This window comes from Renibacterium salmoninarum ATCC 33209, from assembly GCF_000018885.1.
GTDB lineage: Bacteria > Actinomycetota > Actinomycetes > Actinomycetales > Micrococcaceae > Renibacterium > Renibacterium salmoninarum.
Genome location: NC_010168.1, coordinates 3077478 through 3096296 on the forward strand (window position 1 = coordinate 3077478; position 18819 = coordinate 3096296).

Below are 18819 nucleotides of genomic sequence, written 5' to 3' on the forward strand. Positions count from 1 at the left end.
GTGCCTTTTCCTCTGGCAATCTAACCTCGTCCCTAAAACTCGCCAATCCCCGTCCGCCTGCGCGGCAAGGTACTCTCAGCCCTATCCCAGCGACCGAAGGATCTCTCCCGATGGCCAATATGCCAATTGCTGAAGTTCATATCGACGAAGCTCTGGTGACCCAGCTACTCCGCGATCAGCACCCCGATTTGGCACACTTACCTGTTGACACTTTATCGAATGGTTGGGACAACGTTGTCTTCCGACTCGGCCACGATTATGTGGTCCGACTCCCTCGACGTGAGATCGCTGTTCAACTCATCCGTAATGAACAACTATTCTTGCCGCTCATTGCCGAACTGACTAGTCTTCGTTTGCCAACCCCGTTAAGGATGGGCGTTCCGAGTAGTCTATTCCCTTGGCCGTGGACCATTGCACCTTGGTTCGACGGCGAAGCGACTATCTTGTCCGCTCCGAGCGAACATACGCATCTTATCGGCCCTTTAGCGGAGTTCCTCACCGCCCTCCACAGACCAGCCGTTATTAATGCGCCGCGAAATCCTGTCCGCGGTATTTCGCTTCAACGACGAGACAAGGCTTTTCGGGACCGGCTAGGCTCCGCAAAGTTTGACCGATCTGCTGAAATCAGCAACCTCTGGGAAATATCGCTGGCCATTCCGGAATGGGATCTCGAACCATATTGGCTACACGGAGACCTGCATCCGGGAAACATTTTGATCCACGAGGCAAAGCTCAGCGCGGTGATTGACTTTGGTGATCTATGCAGCGGTGATCCGGCTGCCGACTTTGCCGTGGCCTGGATGGTGTTTGACGGCGCGGACCGGCACGAATTTCAGCGTCTAGTCACCACAAGCACGGGCGCCGACGCCGCCCTTTGGGCGCGAGCACGGGGCTGGGCGCTCAACTTCGGTACCCTTTTGCTGACCAATTCGGATGACAATCCACCGTTCAAAGCACTGGGTAGCCACACAATCGCGGCTGCGTTGGATTCCTGAATCAGTTTTTCTCAGCTACGGCGAGTTGATCGAAGTATCACGAACTTCGAGTTTTGCGCCAGCACGCTGCTTCTACCAACAACTTTTTCTAGAACTTTTGCGTGGGTCAAATGCCGGTTGTAAACGGTGAAAAGCTGACCGCCGGGACGCAATAGTCGGGATGCTGCATGAAAGAGCTTGGTGGCAACTGCTGAGTGCACAGCTGCACCGGAATGAAATGGTGGGTTGAGTAGAATCAAGTCCACGCTGCCCTCAGGCAGGGACACTGCGGCATCGTCCTGAAGCACTCCGACCTGAGGTACCCCGTTTGCTAGCGCAGTCGCCTGAGCAGAGGCTATCGATGCAGCTGATCGATCCGTCGCAATAACGCGGAGACCGCTTTGCGCACTAGCCATCTCCACGGCGAGTAGCCCTGTGCCACAACCGAGATCGAGCGCCGTACCAGATTCCGGAATGGCTATCGCCCCGGCGCGAACCTGTTCGATCAAAAATCGAGTGCCAATATCCAGCGATGCGCCCGCAAAGACCTCGCCGTGTGCTCGCACCTGCAAGTTCAGGTCAGCGATGACAGAGCCCCTAGGAAAATCGGCGCCGACGGCGGCCTCCCGTGGCAGCGAGGCGAACAACGGCCGAGATTTTTGCCTGGCTAAGCCAGCGGTAACTTCTTCGAACGAAGCTGCCAACACCCGATTCATGGCCAAACTCATGTGTTTGATCCGTCCGACGGCGATGACAATAACCTCAGGATCCGCAAATCGCGCAATCGCCTGAGCCATCTCTTCCAGTTCGGCAAGCGAGCGAGGAAGCTTCAACAACACTAGCTTCGCTCCGCCGAGCAGCTGAGCACCGCCGTCGTCAACGAAGGGAAGCTGCGTCAGCAGCTCGCCAAGCCCTAACCGCTCCGCATTGAGGCGTAAGGCCTGCTCGCCAGTCAACAAATCTTGATGCACCCGGATGCCGTTGAGCCCGGAACGAATCGTGAGTCCGAGCGCGACGCCCCCGTAGGAATCATTAAGCACCACGACGTCAGCTGCTTGAGTGGTTGAAGAATCCAAATGCTCAGTCGCTAAATCGAGAAGTAGCGCATCTGAAGCGTCCCAGGCAAACAAATTGCTGGATTCAATATCCGGTCGTCGACGCAAAAGCGCCGGGTCGAACTTAGTCTGCTCCATTCAGCCAATCGTAGGCGCTTACGATCTCCACCTCGCTATCCACCCTTGGGTGGTCGGCCTATCCCGCGAGAAAAAACACAATTGACGGGTACAACATTCTGAAAGGAACCACTGTGATTGAGTCGGCGCCCGGCCTAAACATCGGAATCGGTGTTCTCGTTCTCCTTTATATTCTTTACCGGCAACTAACCGTGCAGCCGCTACGCGAACGGTCCATCTTGCCCCTCGTCCTAGTCGTCGTGGGGCTTGTGGAGACTATCGGGTACGTTGCGAATAATCCGACAAACGGCGGCGAGGTGCTGTTGCTGATACTCAGTTTTTGCATCGGTATGGTACTTGCCGTAGCGCGGGCATTCACGGTAAAAATCAGCCGGCAAGCCAACGGCAGTGCCACTCGGCAAGGAAATGTGCTGACCGCGGTGCTCTGGATTGTCGGCATCGGACAACACATGTTTCTTGACACTTTTATCACCTCCGGGCTCGGCGGCGTCTCGTTATTGCTGTATTTCGGTATCGCGCTGCTAGTTCAGCGGCTCATGCTGATGCAACGTGCCCGCACTCTTGGTCTATTCGTCTGACCTCGGTCACCAAAACCTAGTGCCCTGCGTTATTGCGAAGAAGCAGTTTAGATTGACATTCTGGCCCCGATTGACTGCGATTCACGTTGTGAACAGCAAAATTGGCGTAACCGTACGGGTGCTTCTTAGCGCACTGGTGCTGGCCGGACTCGCCACGTCAATTCTGCATGATCGTCCCGAACGCTACCCGTTGTGTTCAATAGCGCTATTGTTACTTGCGGTGATCTGCTGGTTAGGCGCGATCTCCCTGGGGAACACCCTGGTTCCTCGCCTACGATTCGTGGCTTGGTGCACAGTCGGATTATTAGCTTCCCTCGCACTCACTCAGGTGTACAGCGCTGGTCTAGTGATGACGTTGGTGGCCGTTTTCGCCAGCCCGGCCATTTCCGAAATCAGGATTGGTTATTCGATCAGCTATGTCGCCGTCATTGGCGTGATTTTTGCCTTTAGCGGGATCAGTGGAACCACCGGTTCAGGCATCGAGTTGCTCAATTTGCCTGGTGGAATGATCGCTTTGGTGGCAGCATGGGCACTGGGCTATATTCGTCGGCAAGGCAGATTACGAATTGTCGAACAGCAACACATGGCGCAACGGGAAGCTCAAATGGCGGTTTTGGCAGAACGTGCCAGAATCGCCAGAGAGATCCACGACGTGTTGGCCCAGTCTTTAGGTGGGTTGGCAATTCAGCTCGAAGCGGCCGAAGCCCTTCAGGAATCCGGATATCGCGGGCCGGAGCTGGCCGGCAGAATCAGTCGCGCGCGTCGACTGGCAATCGAGGGCCTTGACGACACGCGACGCGCGGTGCAAGCGCTACGTGCCGATGTTACGGATCTGCCTCAATCCTGCGCCAAACTCATCGAATCGTTTCGTCAAAACGGCGTCAGCCTCATTCTTTGGCAGCTACAGGGAGCTCCTAGAGCACTAGATAATGTGGTGGCAGGCACTTTGGCTGCCGTGCTAACCGAAGCGCTCAATAATGCTCGCAAACATGCATCAGGCGAAGAAGTGGAGGCTATTTTGAGCTACCAGCCGGAATCGATTTCCCTTTTGGTCAGCAATTCTGTTTCGCGGGCCGAACCAACGAAAAACTCTGCCGAACTGGCCAACAGCGGAGCTGGTAATGGACTGTTAGGAATTCGAGAGCGCCTGGAAGAGCTACGCGGCACCTTGAGTATCGACTCGAGCCGCAATCGCTTTATGCTCCGAGCGTGGCTGCAAGCATGACAGCGCCGAACTTCGGTGCCAGAACAACAATTAGTGTCGCACTTGCCGACGATCAAGCATTGATTCGCGACGGATTGGCGACCATCCTCGCTTTTGCTCAGGACATTGACGTCGTAGCCATTGCAGAGAACGGTCGCGATGTACTGCAGCAGATCAATAAATTAGCCATCGATTGCAAGCCACAGGTGACACTGTTGGATTTGCAGATGCCAGTTTTAGACGGCGTCGGAACCACCAAAGAGTTGCTGAGCCAATATCCAGAGATGGCAATCATCATTTTGACGACGTATCAGGACGATGCCTCAATTTCAGCCGCGCTCGCAGCGGGTGCGCGGAGCTATCTCACAAAGGACGCTGGACGGGATCGAATTTTGGCGGCTATTCGCTCAACAGCGTCCGGACAGGCGACATTCGACGTCGCGGTGGCCCGGCGTCTCATTTCCGGACTCAAGCCTTCGAAACCATCGTTCCCTGAACTTACCGAGCGCGAGTCTGAAATTCTGGCCTTGATCGCGGCGGGCCGCAACAATCAGGAAATTGCTCAAGAATCTTTCGTTTCTGTTGCGACCGTTAAGACTCACATAAACAACATTTTTGCCAAGCTCCAGCTTCGAGATCGTGCTCAAGCTATCACGCTGTGGAATTCTCGCGCGGGCCGTTAGCCGCAGAATCACGCAACGCCGCTATCTCCGCCCGAAGCGATTTGAGTTCAGACATCAATTCCTCGAATTCTGGCTTTTCGGCAGCCTGGTTTTCCACAGCGACTCGTTCTACAAGCCACGATGCGATGGTCGCGGTTACCACACCAAGAACCGCCACGCCGCTGATCATAAGACCCACTGCTACCGTCCGGCCGATTGCGGTCACGGGAAAATAGTCCCCATAACCCACCGTCAATATTGTTGCGCAGGCCCACCAGACAGCCTCGCCAAAATTCTTAATATTTGAGCCATCAATATTCTGCTCGGCATCGAGAATTGCTAATGAGCCCACCAAAACTAACAGTGCGGCAGAGACAATGACATAGGCAGCTACTTGACCGCGCAGGGCCGTCCCAGCACGCCGCTGAATTAACGTTACGAACGAGACCAGCCGCAATAATCTAAGCGGTCTCAAGATGGGCAGCAACACAATAAGTAGTAAGTGGAGGTTCCAGACAAACCAGGCTAGCTTTCGCGGAGCTAACACCAGATTGACGACATAATCGACCGCAAAAATTAACCAAACCGCCCACATAATCACCTCAAGAACGGGCGCCTTGTTCTCAGGTAAATCGGCAAGAACTTCTACCGCGTAGGCGAACAAAAAAACGATCGAGACAATGGTGAGCGGCCATTCCATCCTGCGCTGCCAGATCTGCTGAGTCATGGAGACATAATAGGGACAAGCAACATCATCGATAACGCCTCCGCCCTTCCGACACTCAGCCTGAGCGATTAGGATCGAATCAGCTATCAGAAGAGGACAGACATGATCGACTTCGCAAAAACGTTCAGCGGCTTTTCAGTAAACGATATTGCTGTAGCCCAGTCTTTTTACACCGAAAAACTGGGGCTGGAGGTGCTGGAAAACAATGGAATGCTCAACCTCTACTTCGGTGGTCACCGACATTTGATTTATCCAAAATCAGACCACGAACCAGCGAGCTATACGGTCCTAAATTTTCCCACCAACGAAATTGAAGCGACCATCGACCAGCTGGTCGGCCGCGGCGTTCAGTTTGAAAAGTATCCGGGCGTAGACGAGCGTGGTATTAATCGCCGGGGCGGCCCGCTCATCGCTTGGTTCAAGGACCCAGCTGGCAACGTTCTTTCGGTCATCGAATCAAGAGTGACCGAACCACAGCTGGCTGAGCTTCAAACTGCCGCAAGCAGGCAGAAGTTTCCTTTGATTTAGCAGAAACAGGCCCCTCAACGCTTTACTCAGGGGCCCGTTTCTGCTCTATTTTGGCCATCAATTCGCTCGATGCGTACGTCCGTTCACGCTTTACGTACCGGCTCCTGCATCTCAGTCACCCAGGTTTCGGGCTGATCATTGCAGCCATAATCAAGGTAAAGTTCCCGATTGAGACCGGTTGAGACGTAGCCATTAGTTTCAATCCAACGAGCCATGGTCTGAATAGTAGACATGACATTGTCCATGAGACCTTGATGGACAATGGTGGCAGCCTGCTCAACTGCGGGCAGCTCTACGATGGTGAAGCTGCCATCGCTCACTACATCTGCTGACGCTGGCGCTGAGGCGTGAACCAAAACGCCGCCGTCGTCGGTGTTCTCATAGTAAGCAATTCCTGGCCAGATCGGAGTGATACCCAGGGCGGAAATCCGGTTGTAAAGCTGAGGATAAAGAGGTTGGATTACCGGGCCGATCGCCTCTGGCGCGAAACCTTCGGCACGTCGACCAGCTCCCCCATTCGAACAGCTGGCAGGCTCTTGATTTGAATATCTTCAGTAGGCATACTGCCCTCACTTTCAATAAGCTAGAGTCTCGCTTCGACATTAGCTAGCCGCTTAGTGTCCGCAGCGAGCTGCGTCTGCAACTCTGCCTGGCGCAATCTGAGCATCCCACGGAGCTGTTCTGGGTTCAGCTGATCGTCGATGATGGCGCCAACCTGTTCTAGATTGAAACCAAGATCTTTCAGAGCCACCACCCGGTTTAGCCGCGCAAGCTGAGCAACCTGATAGTTTCGATAGCCTGTGCTCAGGACTACGGCCGGCGTCAACAGCCCGATCGCGTCATAGTGTCTGAGCATTCGGACAGATACTTGGCCATGCCTGGCAAAATGAATCGCCCCGGTGAATCGCCCCGGCGTGTCCGGAGACTTTCTTGTTTGAGAGGATCAGGACATGGCAGGGAAAACTACGACACGGTATCCGCAGGAGTTGAAGGATCATACGGTGCACATGGTGGCGGAGATGGAGGGTGCATCTTCGGAGTGGGCGGCGATGCAAAAAGTTGCCCAGCTTTTGGGTGTGGGTGTGCCGGAAACGGTGCGTAAATGGGTCCGGCAAGCCGAGATCGATGTTGGTACTAGAACTGGAACAACGAGCACGGAATCGGCCGAGCTGAAACGGTTACGGCGTGAGAACGCTGAGCTGAAACGGGCGAACGCGATCCTTCGGAGTGCTTCAGCTTTTTTCGCGGTCGAACTCGACCGCCACAACACTGATCGTGAAATACATCAAGGACCATGCCGGTCACCGCGAGAATAATGGATTGCGGTGGGGTGTCGAGTCGATCTGCCAGGTGCTTACTGGGACGGGGTGAAGACCACCCCGTCCACGTACTACGAATGGGTGGATAAAACACGATCTCACCGAGAACAACGTGATGAGGTGCTCAAGCCCGTGATCCAGAAGGTGTATGCCGCTAATTACGGGGTGCACGGCACCAGGAAAGTCTGGTTGGCGATGAACCGTGAAGGTGTGCCGGTGGCCAGGTGCACGGTAGAACGGCTCATGGGGTTACTTGGCATACAGGGTGCGGTCCGTGGCAAGGTCAAACGCACCACGATCAAAGACTCGAAGGCAGCCCGAGCGAAAGACTTGGTCCGCCGTGATTTCACACCAACGGCACCGGATCGGCTATGGGTAGATGATTTCACCTATGTTTCGACCTGGTCCGGGTGGGTCTATGTTGCCTTCGTGATCGATGCTTACTCTCGGAGGATCCTGGGCTGGTCAGCGAGTGCTTCTATGAACACCGTGCTAGTGCTCAACGCAGTTAATCAGGCAATCTGGAGTCGTGAACGGGCCGGGGCTGAGATTTCCGGGGTGATTCATCATCACGATGCCGGGGCTCAATACGCCTCCTTGGCCTTCACCGAACGCCTGGCCCAGGCCGGTATCCGCCCCTCGATCGGTTCTGTGGGTGATAGTTACGACAACGCCTTGGCGGAAACCATCAACGGGCTTTATAAGACCGAGCTGATCAAACCCGGCAAGCCCTGGCGGACTCTAGAAGAAGTCGAAATCGGCACTGCTGAATGGGCCGATTGGTACAACCACCGAAGGCTCTACCAGTACTGCGGAGACATCCCACCAGTAGAGCTAGAAAACCACTACTACAATCACTACCAGAGCACGGCAGCCGCCGACAGGCTCATCGTCTGAGAAACCCTCCGGACACACCGGGGCGCTTCAAGCGAAGGAAAGATGCCAAGCTGTAGCTCTTTGTGTGAACCATCCGGTGATCTTGTTGCCGCCGCCATCAGCGCATCGAGGTCGGTGAGGACCTTTGCCGCGTGCCGGGCCATTACCAAGGCGGCATCAGGGGGTTGCACAGACCGAGCCGAACGAACAAATAGTCCGACGCCGGTTTCTCGTTCGAGTGCGGCCATTTGCTGCGAGACTGCCGACGCCGTGTAGCCAAGTTGATCGGCAGCGGCTGCAAAAGAACCTCGCCGATTTACCTCCAAAAGGGTCCGCAAGTGGATCGGATTGACGATCTGTTTCCTCCTGGCGATTAGCGAATGAGCCGCTCTGTTGGCGACCCATCCAGTGGAATGAGTGCGCCGAATCCCTCACGACTTGATAAATGTATCTCGATTCTAAGCCTATGGTCTGGCTCAAAGATAAGACCGACAGGAGCGGGGATGAAAGCACAACACGCCGGGTTTGTTTTGCTGCTCCCAGATGGGCCGGTTGACGCGGTAATTCTGGTGCTACATGGTGGCAAGCCGAAAAGCACTGCGGGCTCAAAGCCGTGGCATCTCTCCAGTTTGCGGATGCGACCATTTAGTTCGTTACTTGCAGCGACCGGCAGGCCGTACGGCATCGCAGTGGCGCAGCTGCGCTACCGCCAGAGGGGCTGGAATGAGCAGCTTCAAGCTCAGGTGGTGGATGGAAAATGGGCGATCAAAGAATTGAGTGCGCATTTTGTCCAAGTACCGATTGTGCTGGTTGGGCATTCAATGGGTGGCCGCGCGGCCGCCTATCTCAGCCAGGAACCGCAGGTTGTCGGTACCGTTGCGTTGGCGCCCTGGTGGCCACAGCAAGAGGGCGAACTCTTCAGAGCGTCACAGCACCTACTGGTTATGCATGGCACCTCTGACGGTTGGACTGACCCGAGTAATTCAGCGCAACAGGTCCAGATTGCCAAAAGCAACGGAGTTGACGCGAGCTGGCGGGCAATGCCTGGCGGGCATTTCATGCTCCGAAATCCTAGCCAATGGCAACGAATCACCGCTGAAACGGCTGTTGGATGGTTGCACCCATCCCAGCACCAAGCCGCTCCGAATTAACGATGAAAGCTAAGCAATCGCCAAAGGAGCGCGCCACGTGGCCACGACAGACCAAGATAGTAGCCTGCTTGAGCAGCCAAAATCGGTTGCTGTCATTGGCAGCGGAGTCTCTGGACTCGTAGCAGCTTGGGTGCTGAGTGCTTCCGCAGAGGTAACTCTTTTTGAAGCAGACGACAGGTTAGGCGGCCATGCCCACACCCACGAGCTGGCAGATGGCACGGCCGTAGATACTGGTTTTATTGTCTACAACGAGCGAACCTACCCAATGCTGATCCGAATGTTCACGCAGCTTGACGTTCCAACTAAGCCGTCGGATATGTCGATGTCGATCAAATGCGCTGGCTGCGGACTTGAATACGCCGGCGCTAAGGGCTTTACCGGCCTGTTTCCAAAATTGAGTTCATTCGTTAGACCAAAGTACTTGCGGATGCTGGGCGAAGTTTTGCGATTCCACCGAAAAGCTCGGGCGCTCTTGGCTTTGCCAGAGTCGCAAACCACGCTTGGTGAGTTTTTGGCGGCAGAACACTTCAGCAAATATTTCCGCAGCCATTTCATCACACCGGTAGTTTCGGCAGTATGGTCATGTGACGCATCGACCGCGCAGCAATATCCGGCAAGGTACCTGTTCGGATTTCTCTCCCACCACGGCATGCTGGGCATCAAGGGCTCGCCGCAGTGGCGAACGGTCGACGGCGGCTCCCGTGAGTATGTGCGAAGGATCGCTAAATCGATCACCACGGTCAAGCTCGAAGCTCGAGTGTCCTCAGTGACGGAGCTGGCGCACGGCGTCGAAGTGCGCTGGAATGAAGACCTGCATTCGGAGAGCCAGATTTTCGACGCCGTCGTCTTGGCCACCCATCCGCAGCAGGCCGCCCAGATCTTGGGCACCAAAGCAACCGTCGCACAGCATGAAGTATTGACGGCGATGCCATATTCGCGCAACGAAACCTACTTGCACACAGATGAGACTGTGCTGCCGCGAGCAGAAAAAGCACGCGCTTCCTGGAACTATTACCTGCCTGATTGTGATGCGACGCCCGACAGCGTTTTAGTGAGCTACGACCTTAGTCGTTTGCAATCTTTGAGCGCCGAGGACGGCAGGCTCGTGGTGAGTCTGGGCGAATCTGGAGGGATCTCTGATTCGGAGATTATCGACTACATGGTTTACGAGCACCCACAATATTCGCCGGCTTCTTTGGCCGCACAAGCCAAGCTCGCCGAAATCTGCACCGAGCGCGTGGTCTTTGCTGGCGCCTATCACGGTTGGGGGTTCCACGAAGACGGTGCGCTATCTGGGCTGAAGGCTGCAGAAAGGCTAGGCGGACAATGGCCGCAGTGAGCTCGATCTACCAAATCACGGTTCGTCATGTGCGCCGGGAACCCGTGCACAATGAATTTTCCTACCTCAGTTACCAATGGTTTGTGGATGTTGACGATTTACCGGTTTTACCCTGGTGGCTTGCGCCCTTCGCGCAGTTTCGCAGCAAAGATCATGTGGGTGATGCCGGCCTAAGTATCACAACCAACGTGCGTCAATATCTTGCGGATCAAGGAATTGAATCAATCGGCAAAATTACGATGCTGAGTAATGCTGCCGTACTGGGGTATGTTTTCAATCCGCTATCGCTGTTTTGGTGTCATCACGAAGATGGCAGCCTAGCTTGCGTGATTGCCGAAGTGCACAATACCTATGGTCAACGGCATTTGTATCTTTTAGGTCCAGAGGTCAGCGACACCGCTCGCGTGAACAAAAAATTCTACGTTTCACCGTTCTACCCAGTAGACGGCCAGTACCGGATGCACCTGCCGGAGCCTGGCGAAAAGGCGCGGCTTTCCATTGTCCTGGAGCGGGAAAGATCGAAGCCGTTTGTGGCAAGTGTTCTTGGCAATCGACTACCAGCAACTACTCGTAATATCGGCCGTATGTTGGTTGATATCCCACTGGCACCACTGCGGGTAAGTGTGCAAATTTTTTATCAGGGAGTCAAGCTTTGGTTGCGTAAGTTGCCAGTGCAAACTAGACCAAAGACGCCGCCACAAAGCCAATACCAACCCGCGCAGCAGAGGAACAACTCAGTTGCACACGTCGAGGAGGTCCTCAAATGACGCACACTATCCCTACCGCGAAGGTTCGGGCCGATCTTTGGCCAGATGTTGCGATGCCGCCGTCGTCGTTTCGTGCGCGAGCCGGTCAACCCATCGCCGGCTCATTGTTCCGGGCTGCCGTCAAAAGATTGCCAATTCTGGTCGCACAGCCGGACGGATCGACAATGGGCTTGGGCGGTCCCAGAATGGACCTTCGCGAACCGGACAGCTTCTATGCGCGGATCGCTCACAACGGCCTGATCGGGCTAGGCGAGTCGTATATGGCACGTGAGTGGGAAGCCGAGGACCTCGCAGCCCTGATGACGGTCTTCGCCTCCAAGGTGTCCAAATTGATCCCACAACCCTTGCAAACGCTTCGTGGCGCATTGCTTCCGCACCAGCCGCAACGTGAACGGAACACTGAAGGTAATTCGCGGAATAATATCTCCCGGCACTATGACCTCTCCAATGAACTATTTGCCGAGTTTTTGGACGAGACGATGAGCTATTCCTCAGCCTATTTTGTTGATCTTGATCAGCCAGGGTTCGACCGCTTGGCTTCAGCCCAGGAAGCGAAAATCGACCGATTACTTGACTTAGCCGGCGTCACCGAAGGCACTCGACTATTGGAAATCGGCACCGGCTGGGGTGAATTGGCGCTCCGGGCGGCCAGAAGAGGTGCTCAGGTTTACTCGGTGACGCTCAGTAGTGAGCAGAAAGAACTTGCCGAAGATCGGATCCAAAGCGCGGGCTTTGCTGACTCGGTGCAGATCGAGCTGTTGGATTACCGAAAGGTTGAAGGTACTTTCGACGCGATAGTTTCGGTGGAAATGATTGAAGCAGTGGGCTTCGAATTCATGCCAGAGTATTTCCGAACCTTGTCCGCACGGCTCAAACCAGGCGGAGCTATTGGGCTACAGGCAATAACCATCGGGCACGAACGCATGCTGGCCACGCGCAACAGCTACACCTGGGTGCACAAGTACATTTTCCCGGGTGGCATGATTCCTTCCGCGGAGCTGATTTCCGAACAGTCTTCGTTGAACGGGCTGAGAGTGGAAAATCGGCTGGCATTCGGCCAGCACTATGCGCAGACGCTGCGGCTTTGGGACGAACAATTCGCTCGCAATGCCGGAAAAGTCGATGAGCTTGGCTTTGATGAGACTTTCCGCCGGATGTGGCACTTTTACCTGGCATATTCGCGTGCTGGTTTCGCCTCGGGATATCTCGATGTTCAGCAGTTCCAACTTCGCAAAGCCAAGGAAAACAATTCATGATCGCCCAAGAACTTGCCGCATTGCTCGAGCCACTAGTTGGGGGCGAACTGCCAGTCCGGATTCGCTCCTGGGATGGTTCTTCGACTCCTGAGAAGGATCATGATGACCGCCCGGTGGTGAAATTGAATTCACCGGCAGTTTTACGCAGACAGCTTTGGGGCCCGGGGGAGTTGGCGCTGTCTCAGTCATATGTTTTGGGTGAGCTAGAGGTTTCCGGTGGACTGTATCCAGCGTTGCGTCAGGTGTGGGAAGTAGTTCAGGAGCGTGAGCTCTCTGCCATTAAAGTCACACCGGCGTTGCTGGGAAAGTTGGCTCGGCTAGCTCGTTCCGCGGGGGCAATTGGACCGCGACTGGCTGCACCGGATTCGCAAGCCAAATTGGTTGGTCGATTGCATTCCAAGCTTCGAGATAAACGGGCGATTGGCCATCACTATGATCTGTCCAATGATTTTTACGCACTGATTCTTGATGAGCGGCTGGCATACTCCTCCGGTTACTGGGGCGCTGGCGCGCAAGACGTGCACCAGGCGCAGGGCGATAAGTGTCGGCTAGTCGGTGAAAAGCTCGGTTTAAAGCTCGGGATGCGAGTTCTGGACATAGGTTGCGGTTGGGGATCGTTGTCGATCGAGCTAGCAGAGCTTTTCGACGTTCAAATGGTCGGAGTAACTATTTCTGTCGAGCAGCGTGCCTTTGCGCAAGAACGGGCCCGGCAGCGCGGGGTTTCAGAGCAGGTGGAAATCCGGCTACAGGATTATCGAGAGATCACTGGTGGGCCATTCGACGCCGTCGTCTCGCTTGAGATGGGCGAACACGTTGGCCAGAAGAACTATGGCACGTACGCGCAAGTGGTGAAATCAAATCTTAAACCGGGAGCTCCGGCTGTTATCCAACAAATGTCGCGGCACGGAAAGTATCCTGGCGGCGGTCCCTTCATTGAAGGATTTATTGCCCCAGACATGCACATGCGCCCGTTAGGCGAAACTTTGGGCTTTTTCGAGCAAGTTGGCTTGGAAATCGAGGGAGTTCAGTCCTTGCGCAAAGACTATGTGCAGACGATCGCGGCGTGGCGAGAGACCTTTGATAAACGGTTTGACGACGCGGTGGCCATGATGGGCTTGGAAGTCGCCAAAGTCTGGGAACTGTACTTGGCCGGTGGTGAATTGACTTTCGCCCAGGGCCGAATGGGCGTAGAGCAGATTTTGATGCGGCGCACCTGACTATTTCTTCCCACTAAACCTTAGAGTTCAGTGGGACTTAGTGTTTAACCGGCAATATTTGGTCGAGACACGACACGCCAGCCGGTTGCGACACGCCGCGTTATTTAAGTGCGTAAGTCGTCCACAGACTGTGGACAAGGTGGCTTAAAAGTCCGGAATTCCGCTGATTTTTTTGGCATCTCCTGTGGACTATTGGTGCATAAAATGACATACTTGTAATACATCATCTTGGGGTCCAAGCAAACCGCCTGCACTATATGTAGTATCGATTTACGGATCTAGACCAGTTCGCCGAAAGGCCCAACTGGTAGGTGAAGCCAAAGAGTGAAGCATAAAAGCTCCGCAAATAATTACAGTTCAAGCCAGTACAGCAGGCGGACCAGAACAGCATTCGATTTGAATGCACTAAGGGGACGAAAGATCATGACCGTCACGGTTTACACGAAGCCAGCATGTGTGCAGTGCAATGCCACTTACCGAGCCCTCGACAAGAAGGGCATCACCTACCAGAGCGTCGATCTGTCACAGGATCCCGAGGCGTTGGAGCGCGTTCGTGCGTTCGGCTACTTACAAGCTCCGGTGGTAGTCACTGAGCAGGATCACTGGTCAGGATTTCGTCCGGACAAAATTGATGCGATTGCCCAGGCCTCAGACGCCGCGAGTTCAGTCGCCTAAGTCCTTTGCCGCCGTCGTGCTCGCTGTTGTTTGTAGCAGCCAGCCCGATGGTGATTGGCGGAGGGTGCTATGAATCCCACCGATAGTCGAGTCATTTATTTCTCCTCGGTATCCGGCAATACCCACCGCTTCGTCGACAAGCTCGACGTCGGGGCAGCGCGGTTGCCGGTGAAGACTCAGGACGAAACTCTCAAGGCTACTGAACCGTTTGTTCTGGTTTTACCCACTTATGGTGGCGAGACAGGACACGGGGCGGTGCCAAAACAAGTGATCAAATTCCTCAACGTAGCGGAAAATCGATCACTGATCCGGGGCGTTATTGCCGCTGGAAATACAAATTTTGGGGAAACCTACTGCTTGGCAGGCGACATCATCGCTACTAAGTGCAAAGTTCCCCTTCTTTATCAATTCGAACTTATGGGCACACCGGAAGATGTGGATCGGTTTCATCAGGGATTGGAACAATTTTGGACACGACAGTTGCAGGCGCAGTGAGCGCTAGCGCCCGCCCCGAAAGGGACAACGCAGGCGAAGCGGTAGACACCGCTCCGGCTATCAAGAAGAACGATCTGCCGGCCGCATACCAGGGCCTGGGGTACCACGAGCTCAATGCGATGCTCAATTTGTACGATGCGGATGGCAACATCCAATTCGACGCTGATCGTGAAGCTGCGCACCAGTACTTCCTGCAACACGTCAATAACAACACCGTGTTCTTCCATGACCTGGAAGAGAAGCTCGATTACCTGGTGAAAAATCAGTACTACGAGCGGGAAACCCTCGATCAGTACACGATGAACTTCATCCGCGAGCTCTACAACCGCGCCTACAAGAAGAAGTTCCGCTTCGAGACCTTCCTTGGCGCGTTCAAGTTCTACACCTCCTACACGCTCAAAACTTTCGACGGAAAGCGTTTCTTGGAGCGCTACGAGGATCGCGTGTGCATGGTGGCCCTGCACCTGGCGCGCGGTAACGAGGATCTAGCGCTGAAGCTCGTTGACGAAATCATTGACGGACGTTTCCAGCCAGCGACGCCTACCTTCCTTAACGCGGGTAAGGCCCAGCGCGGCGAATTGGTTTCCTGCTTCCTGCTCCGTATCGAAGACAATATGGAGTCGATCGGCCGCTCGATCAACTCTGCTTTGCAGCTTTCCAAGCGTGGCGGTGGTGTGGCTTTTGCCTTGACTAACATTCGTGAAGTTGGTGCGCCGATCAAGCAGATCGAGAACCAATCTTCTGGTGTTATTCCAGTGATGAAATTGCTTGAAGACAGCTTCTCCTACGCGAACCAGCTTGGTGCTCGGCAAGGTGCCGGCGCAGTGTATCTGCACGCGCACCACCCAGACATCAACCGCTTCCTCGACACCAAGCGTGAGAACGCAGACGAGAAAATCCGTATTAAGACGCTTTCGCTGGGCGTAGTAGTACCGGATATCACCTTCGAGCTGGCCAAGCGCGATGAGGACATGTACTTGTTCTCCCCGTACGACGTCGAGAAGGTCTATGGCATACCGTTCTCCGACATTTCGGTCACCGAAAAGTACTACGAAATGGTCGACGATTCGCGGATCAAGAAGACCAAGATCAAGGCCCGCGAGTTCTTCCAAACGCTCGCTGAGATCCAATTTGAATCTGGCTACCCGTACATCATGTTCGAGGACACGGTAAACCGGGCTAACCCGATCGAAGGCAAGATCATCATGAGCAACTTGTGCTCAGAGATCCTGCAGGTTTCCAAGCCAACCGTTTACAACGATGACTTGTCTTATGCCGAGACCGGTAAGGATATCTCCTGTAACTTGGGCTCGCTGAATATTGCGCGAACCATGGACTCGCCTGACTTCGGCAACACGATCGAGACTTCGATTCGGGCCTTGTCCGCGGTGTCGGACATGTCCGACATCAGGTCAGTACCGTCTATCGCTAAGGGCAACCGGGCTTCGCGAGCAATTGGCTTGGGTCAGATGAACTTGCATGGTTACCTTGCGCGGGAGCGGGTGCACTACGGCTCCGAAGAAGGTTTGGACTTCACCAATATCTACTTCTACACCGTGGTCTATCACGCCTTGCGCGCTTCGAACCTGTTGGCGATTGAGACTGGCGAAACCTTTGGTGGCTTCGAGAACTCGAAGTACGCCTCCGGTGAATTCTTCGACAAGTACACCGATCAGGAGCGGCTGCCGCAGACGGAGCGAGTGCGTGAGCTCTTTGCCAATGTGCACATTCCGACTCAGGACGACTGGCGTTCGCTGAAGGCTTCGATTATGGAGCACGGCATCTACAACCAGAACCTGCAAGCAGTACCGCCCACTGGCTCGATCAGCTACATCAACAACTCGACGTCCTCGATCCACCCGGTGGCCTCGAAGATTGAGATCCGTAAAGAAGGCAAAATCGGCCGTGTTTACTACCCGGCGCCGTATTTGACCAACGACAACCTGGAGTTCTACCAGGATGCGTACGAAATTGGTTACGAGAAGATCATCGACACCTACGCTGCTGCTACTCAGCACGTGGACCAGGGTTTGTCTTTGACGCTGTTCTTCAAAGACACCGCCAGCACTCGCGATATCAACAAAGCCCAGATCTATGCATGGCGTAAAGGCATCAAGACGGTTTACTACATCCGTCTGCGCCAGTTGGCACTCGAAGGCACCGAAGTCGAGGGCTGCGTCAGCTGCATGCTGTAACGGCCATCCACGACGTCGGCAAGGCATCACCCGCGTTCGCGGTTCACTTCGGCATTCAGTTCAGGAAGAAGACATGACACCCGAGAAGCTCAAACTGGTCGACCAGGTCCAGGCGATCAACTGGAACCGGATCCAAGACGATAAAGACGTCGAGGTCTGGAACCGTTTGGTAAACAACTTTTGGCTGCCGGAAAAGGTGCCGTTGTCCAACGACGTGCAGTCCTGGGCAACTCTGACACCGGACGAGCAGCAGCTCACCATGCGAGTGTTTACCGGCTTGACGTTGTTGGACACCCTGCAGGGTACTGTGGGTGCGGTCAGCTTGATCCCTGATGCGATCACACCGCATGAAGAAGCTGTCTACACGAACATCGCGTTCATGGAGTCGGTACACGCGAAGAGCTACTCGTCGATCTTCTCTACCTTGTGCTCCACCAAGGAGATCGACGAGGCTTTCCGTTGGTCGGTGGAGAATGAGAATCTGCAGAAAAAGGCGCAGATTGTCATGAACTACTACACCGGCGATGACCCGCTCAAGCGCAAGGTTGCTTCGACGTTGCTTGAGTCGTTCTTGTTCTACTCGGGCTTCTACCTGCCGATGTACTGGTCTTCACGCGCAAAGCTGACTAACACGGCAGACTTGATCCGTTTGATCATCCGCGATGAAGCAGTACACGGCTATTACATCGGCTACAAGTTCCAGAAGGGCTTGGAGAAGGTTTCCGAAGAGCGTCGTGAAGAGATCAAGGCTTACACCTTTGATTTGCTCTACGAGCTCTACGAGAACGAAATTCAGTACACGCACGACCTTTACGACGCTGTCGGCTTGGCTGAGGACGTCAAAAAGTTCCTGCATTACAACGCGAACAAGGCGTTGATGAACTTGGGCTACGAAGCGATGTTCCCGAGCACGGTAACGGACGTCAACCCTGCGATCCTTTCCGCGTTGTCACCGAACGCCGATGAGAATCACGACTTCTTCTCTGGCTCCGGCTCGTCTTACGTGATTGGCAAGGCTGTTAATACCGAAGACGAGGACTGGGACTTCTAAGTCCTAAACTGCCGCGCTCTCTCGTTGAGGGGTCGTGTTATGACGCTAATACCGTTTTTAGCGTCATAACACGACCCCTCAACGCGTTTTTCGCTGATGTGAAACGATAGAGTCAGCAACTAGCTTGGGGAGGGGCAATGGACTTTTTCACGTCGCTGCCTTTCGGCTGGGCATTTCTTTCTCTGTTTTGCATCGTGATGGCACGTGCAAACGTCACCTACTGGCTAGGGCGTGGCGCAGCAGCCGGCGGCCGGAAAACCAATCTCAAAAAGTACTTGGATTCGGCACCTATGGCCCGCGCAGAGTCGATCATTGCGCGCTGGGGAGCTCCCGCCGTCGCCATCTGCTTTATGACCGTGGGCTTGCAAACTGCGATCAACCTGGCCGCCGGCGTCGGCCGCATGCCGTACCCGAGTCGCTACCTGCCTGCCGTAATTGCTGGCTCGGTGATTTGGGCGCTGCTCTACGCCACCATTGGTTTGGCCGCGATCAACGCGACAATTGCGGCCTTTGGCGGCGAACCTGCCAGCTTCGTGGTGCTTTTTCTCATTGCAGTGGCCATTGTTGCTGCCATTTTATGGCGTCGCAAAGTCCGCTCCGCAAACCGGTAAT

Annotated in this window: 19 protein-coding genes and 2 pseudogenes; 16 read left to right on the top strand and 5 right to left on the bottom strand. The window is 54.7% G+C overall.

The features are described from left to right. Positions 1-110 precede the first annotated feature (110 nt). Entirely contained in the window at positions 111-995 is an 885-nt protein-coding gene (locus tag RSAL33209_RS15225) for an aminoglycoside phosphotransferase family protein (RefSeq protein WP_012246804.1), read from the top strand. A gap of 11 nt (positions 996-1006) precedes the next feature. On the opposite strand, the gene RSAL33209_RS15230 is transcribed toward RSAL33209_RS15225, so the two are convergent. Next, on the bottom strand, positions 1007-2167 hold the full coding sequence (locus tag RSAL33209_RS15230) for a class I SAM-dependent methyltransferase (protein ID WP_012246805.1): 1161 nt from the start codon (positions 2165-2167) through the stop codon (positions 1007-1009). A 113-nt stretch (positions 2168-2280) separates the two neighbouring features. Between RSAL33209_RS15230 and RSAL33209_RS15235 the strand changes: the two genes are divergently transcribed. The 3 genes from RSAL33209_RS15235 (at position 2281) to RSAL33209_RS15245 (ending at position 4632) form a co-directional block, all read left to right on the top strand. Beyond that, positions 2281-2745, top strand: a complete 465-nt coding sequence (locus tag RSAL33209_RS15235; RefSeq protein ID WP_012246806.1) for a hypothetical protein — start codon at positions 2281-2283, stop codon at positions 2743-2745. Positions 2746-2833: 88 nt separating this feature from the next. Continuing rightward, positions 2834-3970: a sensor histidine kinase gene (locus tag RSAL33209_RS15240; protein WP_145962104.1), complete on the top strand. Its 1137-nt coding sequence runs from the start codon at positions 2834-2836 to the stop codon at positions 3968-3970. Then, positions 3967-4632: a response regulator transcription factor gene (locus RSAL33209_RS15245; protein ID WP_041685958.1), complete on the top strand. Its 666-nt coding sequence runs from the start codon at positions 3967-3969 to the stop codon at positions 4630-4632. The genes RSAL33209_RS15240 and RSAL33209_RS15245 overlap by 4 nt, the downstream gene beginning before the upstream one ends. On the opposite strand, the gene RSAL33209_RS15250 is transcribed toward RSAL33209_RS15245, so the two are convergent. Further along, positions 4601-5338, bottom strand: coding sequence for a potassium channel family protein (locus RSAL33209_RS15250; protein ID WP_041684882.1), 738 nt, complete (start codon positions 5336-5338; stop codon positions 4601-4603). The genes RSAL33209_RS15245 and RSAL33209_RS15250 overlap by 32 nt on opposite strands. A gap of 102 nt (positions 5339-5440) precedes the next feature. On the opposite strand from RSAL33209_RS15250, the gene RSAL33209_RS15255 reads away from it, so the two are divergent. Continuing rightward, positions 5441-5866: a VOC family protein gene (locus tag RSAL33209_RS15255; RefSeq protein ID WP_012246809.1), complete on the top strand. Its 426-nt coding sequence runs from the start codon at positions 5441-5443 to the stop codon at positions 5864-5866. An 83-nt stretch (positions 5867-5949) separates the two neighbouring features. Here the strand turns inward: RSAL33209_RS15255 and RSAL33209_RS18290 are convergent, their stop codons facing one another. Both RSAL33209_RS18290 and RSAL33209_RS18295 read right to left on the bottom strand, forming a co-directional pair. Continuing rightward, entirely contained in the window at positions 5950-6339 is a 390-nt protein-coding gene (locus RSAL33209_RS18290) for a GyrI-like domain-containing protein (protein WP_199533224.1), read from the bottom strand. 110 nt (positions 6340-6449) lie between these two features. Further along, positions 6450-6758, bottom strand: a complete 309-nt coding sequence (locus RSAL33209_RS18295; protein ID WP_267895950.1) for a MerR family transcriptional regulator — start codon at positions 6756-6758, stop codon at positions 6450-6452. A 58-nt stretch (positions 6759-6816) separates the two neighbouring features. Between RSAL33209_RS18295 and RSAL33209_RS17320 the strand changes: the two are divergent. Continuing rightward, positions 6817-8082: pseudogene (locus tag RSAL33209_RS17320) on the top strand (IS3 family transposase). Positions 8083-8111: 29 nt separating this feature from the next. Here RSAL33209_RS17320 and RSAL33209_RS15275 read toward each other — a convergent pair. Then, positions 8112-8417, bottom strand: a pseudogene (locus RSAL33209_RS15275) (LysR family transcriptional regulator); the annotation flags it as partial. 147 nt (positions 8418-8564) lie between these two features. Here RSAL33209_RS15275 and RSAL33209_RS15280 point away from each other — a divergent pair. The 10 genes from RSAL33209_RS15280 (at position 8565) to RSAL33209_RS15325 (ending at position 18818) form a co-directional block, all read left to right on the top strand. Beyond that, positions 8565-9212: an alpha/beta hydrolase family protein gene (locus tag RSAL33209_RS15280; RefSeq protein ID WP_049759028.1), complete on the top strand. Its 648-nt coding sequence runs from the start codon at positions 8565-8567 to the stop codon at positions 9210-9212. Between the two features lie 37 nt (positions 9213-9249). Continuing rightward, the gene (locus tag RSAL33209_RS15285) at positions 9250-10551 is read left to right on the top strand and encodes an NAD(P)/FAD-dependent oxidoreductase (protein WP_012246814.1); all 1302 of its coding nucleotides are present in this window, start codon (positions 9250-9252) and stop codon (positions 10549-10551) included. After that, positions 10539-11318, top strand: coding sequence for a DUF1365 domain-containing protein (locus RSAL33209_RS15290; protein WP_012246815.1), 780 nt, complete (start codon positions 10539-10541; stop codon positions 11316-11318). Before RSAL33209_RS15285 ends, RSAL33209_RS15290 begins: the two co-directional genes overlap by 13 nt. Further along, entirely contained in the window at positions 11315-12574 is a 1260-nt protein-coding gene (locus tag RSAL33209_RS15295) for an SAM-dependent methyltransferase (protein WP_012246816.1), read from the top strand. The genes RSAL33209_RS15290 and RSAL33209_RS15295 overlap by 4 nt, the downstream gene beginning before the upstream one ends. Beyond that, on the top strand, positions 12571-13791 hold the full coding sequence (locus RSAL33209_RS15300) for an SAM-dependent methyltransferase (RefSeq protein ID WP_012246817.1): 1221 nt from the start codon (positions 12571-12573) through the stop codon (positions 13789-13791). The genes RSAL33209_RS15295 and RSAL33209_RS15300 overlap by 4 nt, the downstream gene beginning before the upstream one ends. A gap of 423 nt (positions 13792-14214) precedes the next feature. After that, a complete protein-coding gene (gene nrdH / locus RSAL33209_RS15305; protein ID WP_041684883.1) occupies positions 14215-14466 on the top strand; it encodes a glutaredoxin-like protein NrdH in 252 nt (83 codons plus the stop codon). A gap of 69 nt (positions 14467-14535) precedes the next feature. Continuing rightward, on the top strand, positions 14536-14961 hold the full coding sequence (nrdI, locus tag RSAL33209_RS15310) for a class Ib ribonucleoside-diphosphate reductase assembly flavoprotein NrdI (RefSeq protein WP_049759029.1): 426 nt from the start codon (positions 14536-14538) through the stop codon (positions 14959-14961). 74 nt (positions 14962-15035) lie between these two features. Then, positions 15036-17156, top strand: a complete 2121-nt coding sequence (gene nrdE, locus RSAL33209_RS15315; protein ID WP_012246820.1) for a class 1b ribonucleoside-diphosphate reductase subunit alpha — start codon at positions 15036-15038, stop codon at positions 17154-17156. Between the two features lie 73 nt (positions 17157-17229). Then, positions 17230-18207: a class 1b ribonucleoside-diphosphate reductase subunit beta gene (gene nrdF / locus RSAL33209_RS15320; protein ID WP_012246821.1), complete on the top strand. Its 978-nt coding sequence runs from the start codon at positions 17230-17232 to the stop codon at positions 18205-18207. Between the two features lie 137 nt (positions 18208-18344). Then, entirely contained in the window at positions 18345-18818 is a 474-nt protein-coding gene (locus RSAL33209_RS15325) for a DedA family protein (RefSeq protein ID WP_012246822.1), read from the top strand. Position 18819 lies beyond the last annotated feature (1 nt).